8 protein-coding genes are annotated in these 10646 nt (G+C 60.8%); 2 read left to right on the plus strand and 6 right to left on the minus strand.

Features of this window, described 5'->3' with window-relative positions:
• Positions 1 to 170: 170 nt before the first annotated feature.
• Genes J3D54_RS16000 through speB form a run of 3 tightly spaced genes read right to left on the minus strand, consistent with a single transcriptional unit; the run spans position 171 to position 3116 of the window.
• Positions 171 to 1682, minus strand: a complete 1512-nt coding sequence (locus J3D54_RS16000) for a cytosine permease (protein WP_253419923.1) — start codon at positions 1680 to 1682, stop codon at positions 171 to 173.
• Positions 1683 to 1733: 51 nt separating this feature from the next.
• Positions 1734 to 2156, minus strand: a complete 423-nt coding sequence (locus J3D54_RS16005; RefSeq protein ID WP_253419926.1) for a nuclear transport factor 2 family protein — start codon at positions 2154 to 2156, stop codon at positions 1734 to 1736.
• 9 nt (positions 2157 to 2165) lie between these two features.
• Positions 2166 to 3116, minus strand: coding sequence for an agmatinase (gene speB, locus J3D54_RS16010; protein ID WP_007942156.1), 951 nt, complete (start codon positions 3114 to 3116; stop codon positions 2166 to 2168).
• A gap of 374 nt (positions 3117 to 3490) precedes the next feature.
• Between speB and J3D54_RS16015 the strand changes: the two genes are divergently transcribed.
• Positions 3491 to 4384, plus strand: coding sequence for a LysR family transcriptional regulator (locus J3D54_RS16015; protein WP_253419929.1), 894 nt, complete (start codon positions 3491 to 3493; stop codon positions 4382 to 4384).
• 4 nt (positions 4385 to 4388) lie between these two features.
• Positions 4389 to 4985 (plus strand): tRNA-uridine aminocarboxypropyltransferase, encoded by a 597-nt coding sequence (locus J3D54_RS16020; protein WP_253419931.1) that lies wholly within the window; start codon positions 4389 to 4391, stop codon positions 4983 to 4985.
• Positions 4986 to 5133: 148 nt separating this feature from the next.
• On the opposite strand, the gene J3D54_RS16025 is transcribed toward J3D54_RS16020, so the two are convergent.
• The 3 genes from J3D54_RS16025 to J3D54_RS16035 form a co-directional block, all read right to left on the minus strand.
• Complete coding sequence (locus J3D54_RS16025) at positions 5134 to 6498, minus strand: HlyD family type I secretion periplasmic adaptor subunit (RefSeq protein ID WP_253419933.1); 1365 nt, start codon at positions 6496 to 6498, stop codon at positions 5134 to 5136.
• A gap of 206 nt (positions 6499 to 6704) precedes the next feature.
• Entirely contained in the window at positions 6705 to 8864 is a 2160-nt protein-coding gene (locus J3D54_RS16030; RefSeq protein WP_253419935.1) for a type I secretion system permease/ATPase, read from the minus strand.
• 26 nt (positions 8865 to 8890) lie between these two features.
• Complete coding sequence (locus J3D54_RS16035; protein ID WP_253419937.1) at positions 8891 to 10249, minus strand: TolC family outer membrane protein; 1359 nt, start codon at positions 10247 to 10249, stop codon at positions 8891 to 8893.
• Between the last annotated feature and the right edge of the window lie 397 nt (positions 10250 to 10646).

Consider the following 10646-nt stretch of genomic DNA (forward strand, 5'->3'; position numbering starts at 1 on the left):
TTTTTTTATGGTGAGGCGAAAATCAATCCCTGTGAGTGCATCGATTCCTGTGGGAGCGTGGCTTGCCCGCGATGGGGACGCCATGGTCTGTCAGGCAGACAGCGTCATCGTTCTTCGCGGGCAAGCCACGCTCCCACAGGTAATGCATTGACCACAGGTAATGCGTTGCATCAGGCGGTTTGTCGAATCGCCGGTTTACCGAGCGAATCCGTGCCCTTACTGCGTGCATCGTTGGGGCCGAACACCGCAGCCGATTCCGGGAACAGGCTCAGCAGCGCCAGGTACACCAGAGACGCCAGGCCGAGGGTCACCGGCAGGCTGATGTCGATGCCGCCCGCCAGATCGCCCAGTACGCCCACGAACTGCCCCGGCAGGTTCACGAAACACAGACCCACCAGTGCACTCGGGATCCAGGCCCCCAGGCCACGCCAGTTCCAGCCGTGGGTGAACCAGTAGCGGCCACCTTTTTCGCCACGGGTGAACACTTGCAGGTCATCCGGACAGTAGAAGCCGCGACGCACCAGCAGGCCGATGATCATGATCACCATCCACGGAGTGGTGCAGGTGATGATCAGCACGGCGAAGGTCGACACGCTCTGCACCAGGTTCGCCGCGAAGCGCCCGATGAAGATGAAGGCAATCGACATCACACCGATCAGCAGCGTGGCTTTAACCCGCGACAGCACCCGTGGAAATACGCTGGACATGTCCAGCCCGGTGCCATACAGCGAGGTAGTGCCGGTGGACATGCCGCCGATCACCGCAATCAGGCACACCGGCAGGAAGAACCAACTCGGCGACACCGCCAGCAGGCCGCCGACGTAGTTGTTGGCCGCGATGTAGTCCGGTGCCTTGATCGCCACGATGGTGGCAGTGGCGAGGCCGAACAGGAACGGGATGAAGGTCGCGATCTGCGAGATCACCACGGCGGCCATGATCCGGCGCTTGGAGGTGTCACGCGGGATGTAGCGCGACCAGTCGCCGAGGAACGCGCCGAAGGAAATCGGGTTGCTCATGGCCACCAGCGCAGCGCCGATGAAAGCCGCCCAGAAACCCGGTTGGCCGAGGCTGACGCTGCCGGCGTAGTTCACATCGAAAGGGCCGGCGAAGGCGAAGACGCCCAGCAGGAACAACAGGCTGGCGCTCCACACGGCAATCTTGTTGACCCACAGCAGGAAGCGGAAGCCGTAGATGCACACCGTCAGCACCAGGATCGCGAACAGACCGTAGGCCAGGCCCAGGGTCAGGTCGGTTTCCGGCAGGCCGATCAGGCGTTTGGCGCCACCGATCAACGCATCACCCGAGCTCCACACCGAGAGCGAGAAGAAGGCGATGGCGGTCAGCAACGACAGGAACGAACCGACGATCCGCCCGTGCACGCCGAAGTGCGCACCGGACGACACAGCGTTGTTGGTGCCGTTGAGTGGCCCGAACAGGCCCATCGGCGCGAGGATCAGCGAGCCCAGCAACACGCCCAGCACAATTGCCCAGACGCCCGCCTGAAAAGACAGGCCGAACAGCACCGGGAAACTGCCGAGCACGGCGGTGGCGAAGGTATTGGAACCGCCGAAGATCATCCGGAACAAGTCCGTCGGGCCTGCGGTGCGTTCGTTGTCCGGGATCTGTTCGACCCCGTAGGTTTCAATGTGCGTAAGGCTTTGGTCTTTGTTGTTGTTATTCATGATCTGCTCCGATCATAAAGGCGCGCTCATCGTGTGTGAGCGTCACCTTGGCTAAGGGGGTGGCAGCCCTTCCGGCATTGCGGACAAATGTTCGTGGCAGGCCAGCCATAGGCCTTGTTGTTCTTGGCCAGACGCCTGTTTCTTGAAAACAATCGTCTCGCGTTCCTGGCTGAAGTGTTGCTCCCCTTGCATGCGCAGTTCGGTGGCCACGTCATGGATGAAAATCGCCACGTCACCCTGCAGGCTGACGAAGGCGTTGCTCGAGGTGCATGACAACACCTCGAAGCCGTCCTCGGCACGCCAGGTGTCCCACAACGCCTGGTAGGCATCGCGCGACAGCAGGGGCTGCTCGAGGGTGTAGAACACGAAGCTGGCATCGACGCTGAATGCGCCGAAGTAAGCTTCGCGATCGTTACGGGCAAAGGCCGACACCAGCTCGGCGGCAGCGTTGAGTACCTGATCACGTTGGTTCATGACCGATCCTCAGCGATGGACTACGCCTGGCAGTACGCAGAGCATTTCGTACAGCAGGTTGGCGCCCAGCAGCGAGGTGTTGCCGGTGGTGTCGTACGCTGGCGAGACTTCTACCAAATCGCAGCCGACCAGGTCGAGGCCTTGGCAGCCGCGCACGATTTCAATCGCCTGAATGGTCGTCAGACCGCCGATTTCCGGGGTGCCGGTGCCAGGTGCCCAGGCCGGATCGATGCCGTCGATATCGAAACTCAAGTACACCGGACCGTCGCCGACTTTCTCGCGCACTTCGGCCATCAGCGGTGCCAGGGACTTGTGCCAGCATTCTTCAGCCTGCACCACACGGAAGCCCTGATTGCGGCTCCAGTTGAAGTCATCAGCGGTGTAACCCTGAGCCCGCAGGCCAATTTGCACTACGCGGTCGCAATCCAGAAGACCTTCTTCTACAGCGCGACGGAAGGTGGTGCCGTGGGCGATTTTCTCGCCGAACATGTGATCGTTCACATCGGCGTGGGCGTCGATGTGCACCAGGCCGACCTTGCCGTGCTTTTTATGGATGGCACGCAGGATCGGCAGGGTGATGGTGTGATCGCCGCCGAGGGTCAGGGGGATTACATCGTGTTCAAGGATATTGTCGTAGGCCTCTTCGATGATCCGCACGGCGTCCAGCAGGTTGAAGGTGTTGATCGCCACGTCACCGATGTCGGCAACCGACAGCGAGTCGAACGGCGCAGCGCCGGTGGCCATGTTGTACGGGCGGATCATCACCGATTCAGCACGGATTTCACGCGGCCCGAAACGGGTGCCGGGGCGCAGGGACGTGCCGATGTCCAGCGGGATGCCGATAAAGGCAGCGTCCAGGCCGGCAGCGGAGGGCAAATGGGGGAGTCGCAGCATGGTGGCGATGCCGCCGAAGCGCGGCATTTCATTGCCGCCCAGTGGTTGGTGAAGAATCTTGTCCACGGGTAAGGCCTCATCGTCATTGTTTTATTTATGCAGGTAAGCCGCTCGGGGAGAGACGGGTACCGCTGTGGGCCGATTCTGCGAAATGCAGTGGCCGGGAAGAATCGCTACAGGCAAATACTTAGTTCAGATTTTTCTAAACTAATGGCGGGCGGGAAGATAGACTCCCCACCATGCACCGAACCCCTGTGGCGAGGGAGATCACTGTGGCGAGGGGGCTTGCCCCCGTTCGGCTGCGCAGCAGTCGTAAACCTGCCAACTCGGTCTGTCTGATTGCACCGGGGTGAATGGTTTTGGGGCTGCTGCGCAACCCAACGGGGGCAAGCCCCCTCGCCACAAAAGCAACATGCACTACCTTGCAATGGAGCCTCCCCATGGCCAACGCTTTACCCGACCTGAAACTATTGCGCATCTTCGTCAGCGTGGTCCGTCATCAGGGGTTCGCCAACGCCCAGCACGAGCTCAACCTCTCGACGTCGGCCATCAGCACCTACATGAGCCAACTCGAAGCGGCCCTCGGCCTGGTGCTCTGTCATCGCGGTCGCGGTGGTTTCAGCCTGACCAGCAAGGGCGAGCTGTTCCATCAGGAAACCCTGCGTCTGTTGGCCGAACTCGAAGGTTTTGAACAATACGCCGCCGCCCTCAAAGGCGAACTGCGCGGCACGTTGAACCTGGGGGTGATCGACTCTACCGTCAGCGACAAGGCCTTGCCGTTCGCCGAAGCCATCGGCGCCTACAGTCAGGAACACCCGGCGGTGCATTTGCACTTGTCGGTCATGAGCCCCTACGAACTGCAACTTGGCGTGCAGGACAACCGCCTCGACCTGGCCATCGGTGCCTTTTCCACGCGTATGAGCGGTTTGGTCTACATGCCGCTCTACCGCGAACAGCACTGGCTGTATTGCAGCAGCCGTCATCCGCTGTTCAACGAGCGGCGCATCCCCGAGCAGGTCATCACCCAGCAGCGCATGGTCGGTCGCGGCTATTGGAGTCAGGCCGAACTGGCGCGCCACGGTTTCAAGCACAGCGCGGCGACTGTGGAAAGTATGGAGGCCCAATTGATTCTGGTGCTGTCTGGCGCCTACATCGGGTACCTGCCGGAGCACTACGCCCAGGCCTGGGTCGACAAGGGGGATTTGCGCGTGCTGCTGCCGGCGACGTTCGGTTATCAGGCGCCGTTTTCGATGATCGTGCGCCGTGGCCGCAGTCGCGAACCGCTGATCCAGACCTTCCGTGATTTGCTCAAAGCACAGCTCAATCAGGCTTAAGAAAATGTCCAGAATCCATTGCCCACGCTGCCTGCGTCCGCAAACTCACTGCCTGTGCCCGCTGATCCCGAGCCTCGACAGCCGCACGCGGGTGTTGCTGTTGCAGCATCCGAGTGAAGTGAATCATGCACTGAACACCGCGCGGCTGGCGGCGTTGGGGCTCAAAAATGCCGAGTTGATCGTGGGCGAGGTGTTCGAGGATTTGCCGGCGTTGTTGAATCGGCCGGGCTATCAGGCACGACTGCTGTTTCCCGGTGAAGATGCGCAACCGTTGCAGGCCTACACAGCCAATGATGAACCGTTGTTGCTGGTCGTCCCGGACGGCACCTGGCGCAAGGCGCGCAAAATGCTGCACCTCAATCCATTGCTGGCGGCGTTGCCCAGAGTGACCCTGGCCGAGGGCGGAGTGTCCCGTTATCGCTTGCGCAAGGCGCCGGGGCCAGGGGCGTTGTCGACGGTTGAGGCAATTGTGCAGGCGTTGCAGACCGTCGAAGCACCGAGCAGTTTCGAGCCGTTATTAAAGCCGTTCGAGGCGTTGATCGAGGGGCAGATTGCGGCGATGGGGGAGGAGGTTTTTCAGCGTAATCATGGGCCGAAATAATTGTTGTTTTTAAGGGCCTCTTCGCGGGCAAGCCCGCTCCCACAGTGTCCGTGTCGAATACAAATTCTGCGAACACCGCTAAACCTGTGGGAGCGGGCTTGCCCGCGAAGGCGGATGATCAATCACTGCTGCCGCCTTCGGAGAATGTCTACCGTTCCCGCATCGCCTCAGTCCGCGCTTTCAGCACTGGTTTAAGCAAGTAATCCAGCACACTTTTCTCCCCGGTAATAATGTCCACCGTCGCCACCATCCCCGGAATGATCAGCAACGGTTTCACATCCCCGCCCAAGTGATTCTTGTCGGTCCTGACCTGAATCAGATAGAAACTGTTGCCCTTGTCATCGGTAATGGTGTCCGCCCCGATCAACTCAAGCCTGGCACTCAACCCGCCATAAATCGTGTAGTCATAAGCGCTGAACTTGACCATGGCTTTCTGGCTCGGGTGCAGGAACGCCACGTCCTGTGGCCGCACCTTGGCTTCGATAAGCAGGTTGTCTTCCAGGGGCACGATTTCCACCATGTCGCTGCCCGGCTGAACCACGCCGCCGATGGTGTTGACCTTCAGCACTTTGATGATGCCGTGAACCGGCGACACCACAGTGGTGCGCGTCACCCGGTCGTCGATGGCAATGCTCGTGGCGGTGATTTTCGACAGGTCGGTGCGTTTTTCATTCAGCTCTTTCGCCGCGTCGGAGCGGAAGGATTGTTCGGACTCGTCGATCTTGCTTTTGATCTCATTGATCGCCGATTCCGCCCGGGGAATCGCCAGGGTCGTGGCGTTCAGCGAGCCGCGGATTTCCACCGCGCTACGTTTGAGCCGCAGGATTTCCACCGGCGACACCGCCCCGGTGCCCACCAGTGGCGCCGACATGTTCATCTCCTGTTGCAGCAGCGCCAGGCTGGAACTGAACTGCCCCTGTTTGGAACGGAATTCCGCCAGCTCCTGGGTTTTTTGCCGAAGTTGTTCAGTCAGCGTGCGTTGTTCGCTGGCCAGTCGGCGCTGGCGTTGTTCATACAGCGAGCGTTCGTCCTCGGCCACTTGCGGCGCCTTGGCGATCACTTCCGCGGACAGCTTGAACGGCCGGCCTTCCGCTTCGGCGGACAGTCGTTCGACCTGTGCGATCAATGCATAGCGGTCCGCTTCGCTTTCGCCCTTGTTCGACAGGAATCGCGTGTCATCCAGGCGCAGCAAGGTGTCGCCCTTGTTCACCATTTGCCCTTCGCGCACGAAGATCTCGGTGACGATGCCGCCTTCCAGGTTCTGGATCACCTGAATCTTGCTCGACGGAATCGCCTTGCCTTCGCCCATGGTGACTTCCTGCAACACGGCGAATTTGGCCCAGACCAGCGCGGTGATCAGCAGCGCCGCCGCCAGCCACACGGTAATCCGCGACCAACGCGGCGAATCCTGCAACGAGGCACCGGCGGTTTCCGGCATGAATTCGCTCTCGGCGCTTTTACTGAAACTGCCGAAGTAGCTTCGGGTCGCTGAATCCGGTGTTTGAGCAGACATGAGGCGATACCCGTCAGTTAAGAGAAATAAGGTAAATACATAACCTGTGGCGAGGGGGCTTGCCCCCGTTGGGTCGCGAAGCGGCCCCAAAGCCATTCACCCCGTTGTATCAGACAGATCGAGCTGGCAGGTTTACGACTGCTTCGCAGCCGAACGGGGGCAAGCCCCCTCGCCACAGGTTATGTATTGGCATCGAGTGGGCGCTCCTAAACCGTCGCAGAGCCGACACGGCCCTTGCGCAATGCATCGATGACCGCTTCTTTCGGGCCGTCGGCGACGATCCGCCCGTTGTCCAGCACCACCAGCCGATCCACCAGGCTGAGCATCGAGGTGCGGTGGGTGACCAGCAGCACGGTTTTGCCCTGGACCCAGCCATGGAGTTTCTGCCGCAGGATCTCTTCGCTGCTGTTGTCCATGGCGCTGGTGGGTTCGTCGAGCAGCATGATCGGCGGATCGAGCAGCAACGCACGCGCCAGCAACACCGCCTGGCGTTGGCCGCCCGACAGCAACTGACCGCGCTCGCCCACTGGCCGATCAAAACCTTGTGGATGCTGACGCGCGAGTTCAGTGACACCGGTCAGTTCAGCGACTTCGAGCATCCGGGCATCGCTGATGTAGCGAGCGCCGAGGGTCAGGTTGTCGCGCAGGCTGCCGGCCAGCAACGGCAGGTCGTGAGCGACGTAGCCGATCTGTTGACGCAGGTCGGCGACGTCCAGTTGCCGCAGGTCCAGGCCATCGAGCAGCAACTGACCTTCTTCCGGCGCATAAAAACCCATCACCAGCCGCGCCAGCGTGCTTTTGCCCGAGCCGCTGCGGCCGATGATGCCGATCCGCTCGCCGGGCTTCATGCTGAAGCTGACGTTAGCCAGGGCCGGGGCGTTCTGGCCGTTGTAGTGGAACGTTACGCCGCTGACGTCCAGGGCGCCTTGCAGTTGCGTGCGCTCCAGCGGCCGCTGCTTGGCGTCGCGCTCTTGCGGCAACGACATCAGCGAATCGGTGCTTTTCATGGTCAGTTGCGCTTGCTGGTAACGGGTGATCAGCCCGGCGATCTGCCCCAGCGGCGCGAGTACGCGGCTGCCGAGCATGTAGCTCGCCACCAGCGCACCGACGCTGAGGTTGCCGGCGATGATGCTGTAGACCCCGGCGACGATGGTCGCCATGCCGGAGAACTGCTGAATGAACAGCGTGCCGTTGGTGGCCAGCGCCGAGAGGTTGCGCGCATGGCTGTCGAGGCGGGTGAGGGCGCCGTGGGTGCTTTCCCATTTGTGCTGGCGCTCGCTTTCAGCGCTGCAGGCCTTGAGGGTTTCCAGGCCGCCGAGGGTTTCGATCAGCAGGGCCTGGCGTTCGGCGCCGAGGCTCAAACTCTTCTGCACGGTGTCGCGCAGGCGCGCCTGGATCACCATGGCGAAGAGGATCGTGATGGGGAAGGCCAGCAGTGGAATTACCACCAGCCAGCCGCCAAGCAGGCCGATCACCACCAGCATCAGCACGGCGAAGGGCATGTCGATCAGGCTGGTCAGCGTGACGGCGGTGAGGAACTCCCGCAGGCCCTGAAAATCATGAATGCTCTGGGCGAAACCACCGATGGTCGCGGGTCGCGCTTTCATCGCCATGCCGGTGATGCGTTCGAACAGAGTTGCCGAAAGAATCACGTCGGTTTTCTTCCCGGCGGTGTCCAGCAAGTGCGCACGAACCACTCGCAGCACCAGTTCGAAACCGGTGCCGATCAGCAGGCCGATCGACAGCACCCACAAGGTTGAAGTGGCCTGGTTCGGCACCACCCGGTCGTAGGTCTGCATCACGAATAACGGCACCATCAGGCCCAGCAGGTTGATCAGAAAACTCGCCAGAATCGCATCGCTGTACAGCCATTTCGACAGTTTCAGCGTGTCGCGAAACCACGCCTCGACTCGCGGCACCAGCGGCGCGCGCAAGTCTTCGAGTTCATGCCGTGGCCGGGCGAACAAGGCCTGGCCGCTGTAGCTGGCGGCCAGCTCGTCCGTGCTGACCCATTGTTCTCCGCCGTCGGCTTCGCTCGGCAGGATCAGCGCCTGCCCGTCATCGCCCCATCGGCGCAAGATTGCGCAGCGGCCATGGTTGAGGATCAGCATCACCGGCAGGTTGAGCGCGGAAATATCCGCCAGCTCACGGCGCAGCACCCGCGCCTGCAAACTGGCCCGGGCCGCTGCGCGCGGCAGCAGGTCCAGGCTCAAGCGTTGGTGTGCCATTGGCAGCCCGGCACTCAGGCTGGCGCGACTGACCGTCGCGCCGTGGAGTTTGCAGAGAATCAACAGGCCGTCCAGAAGCGGATCATCGAAGCTCAGGCGCGGATCGACACCCGTGTTGCCGGTTTCCATGCTGGTCACATTGATCGCTCCTACACGGCGTTACTTCATTTAAGTTCAGGCAAGCGCGCTTCGTTTTTCACTTCGGTGGAAGCGATCGCATCGGCGGGCAGCACCACGCGTTGTTTACTCAGCAACTGGCCCATGTTCGCCAGCACGCGGTACATCGAGAACTCCTCGGTGTAACGCACTTCGGTATAGCGGCGGTTGGCGTTGTAGAGCTCGTTTTCGCTGTCGAGCAAGTCGAGCAGGGTCCGTTGGCCGAGGCCGAACTGATCCTGATACGCCGCCCGTACACGGGTGGTGGTTTCGGCGTATTCACGGGCGGTCGGGGTTTGCTTTTTGGCGTTGACCATGGCGTTCCAGGCCAGATGGATGTTCTCATTGAGCTGGCGCAGGGCGTTGTTGCGGATGTCCATCGCCTGGTTGATCTGGTGCGCATCGGAGGCCAGCCGGGCCTTGTCGCTGCCGCCACGGAACAGGTTGTAGTTCATCACCACACCCACTCGCCATTCGTTGTCATGGCCTTGATCGCCCTGCACATTGTTATTGGCGCCCACGGCCGCTTCAGCGTCGAAGCGTGGGTAGAACGGCGACTTGGCGACTTCGTACTGGCTTTCGGCCGATTGCACATCGGCCTGGGCAGATTTCAGGTACGGGTTGTTTTCCACCATGCTCTGCTGGGCTTCCGGCAGAGTGGCGGGCACTTCGCCGCGGGTCGACGGCGGCGTTTCGAGCTCATCGGGCATGCGCCCCACGACGCTGTAGAAATTCGCCTCGGCATCCGCCAGATCGACTTCAGCAGTGTCGAGGTTGTTTTGCGCCAGCGCCCGGCGAGCGGTGGATTGGTCGGCGTCGGCGTTGCTGCCGATCCCACGCTGGGTACGCAGGCCGATCTGATCGTTGACCCGCATGTGCGCTTGCAGATTGTTCTTGGCCAAGGTCACCAGTTCGCGGCGCTTGAGCACTTCGAGATACACCTCGATGGTGCGCAGGGCCAGGTCCTGGGCGGTGCCCTGAGCGTAATACGCCCGAGAGTTGACCACGCCTTTGGTGCGCGCGACCTCGTTGGAGGTGTTGAAGCCGTCGAACAGCATTTGCCGCAGACGCAGTTCTGACTGGGTGTAGGTGAGGATTTCGGTGTGGTGATTGCCCCGCGACCGGGTGGTGGTGTTATCGCTGTAGCCTCGCCCGTAGGCGGCGTTCAAATCCACCGATGGATAAAAGCCCCCTTTGGCGACTTTAACCTGCTCATCGGCCGACAGCCGGGCATCGACCCGCGACGCCAGTTCCGGGTGGGTCGCAATGGTGCTCTGGATCGCCTCGGTCAATGACATCGCCTGAGCCTGAGAAGTGCAGGCTATGGCCAGCAGAATCGCACTGCAAAGAGGGGTTAAAACGCGCATGGGTGCATCTCCCTGATTCCTGATGGTGCTTAGCGGTCGCCATTTTTTTGACGATATTTTTAGATGAAACCGTTTCATGCCTGTAACAACAGAGCTAAGAACATCCTGAAGCGTAGCTAAGAAAAATTTTTCATAAGGGCTATGCCAAAAAAAACTTATGCGCCCCGAAAAATCCAGCACATTGTTCAATGCGAAACCCTTTGTTTTATTAGCTCTCGGGCGCATCAACAGGGTTTAGGAAAGTTCCATTCACTTTTCGACACAGGGCGAAGAAGTGCTGGAGGGGAGGAGAGCGAGACGGTTTAGAGGCGACATTTTTTTGTCACTTGAGTGATTCATAACCGTTACGCATTCGTTTGCAGGCCGGCTGTTTTGGAAGTGGATCCCGATGCCATTG

The sequence above is a fragment of the Pseudomonas sp. GGS8 genome, assembly GCF_024168645.1.
GTDB lineage: Bacteria > Pseudomonadota > Gammaproteobacteria > Pseudomonadales > Pseudomonadaceae > Aquipseudomonas.

Bases quoted from the DNA above. Each gene is read 5' to 3' on its own strand.
- J3D54_RS16000 (WP_253419923.1), bottom strand. From the start codon at position 1,682: ATGAATAACAACAACAAAGACCAAAGCCTTACGCACATTGAAACCTAC.
- J3D54_RS16005 (WP_253419926.1), bottom strand. From the start codon at position 2,156: ATGAACCAACGTGATCAGGTACTCAACGCTGCCGCCGAGCTGGTGTCG.
- J3D54_RS16015 (WP_253419929.1), top strand. From the start codon at position 3,491: ATGGCCAACGCTTTACCCGACCTGAAACTATTGCGCATCTTCGTCAGC.
- J3D54_RS16020 (WP_253419931.1), top strand. From the start codon at position 4,389: ATGTCCAGAATCCATTGCCCACGCTGCCTGCGTCCGCAAACTCACTGC.
- J3D54_RS16025 (WP_253419933.1), bottom strand. From the start codon at position 6,498: ATGTCTGCTCAAACACCGGATTCAGCGACCCGAAGCTACTTCGGCAGT.
- J3D54_RS16035 (WP_253419937.1), bottom strand. From the start codon at position 10,249: ATGCGCGTTTTAACCCCTCTTTGCAGTGCGATTCTGCTGGCCATAGCC.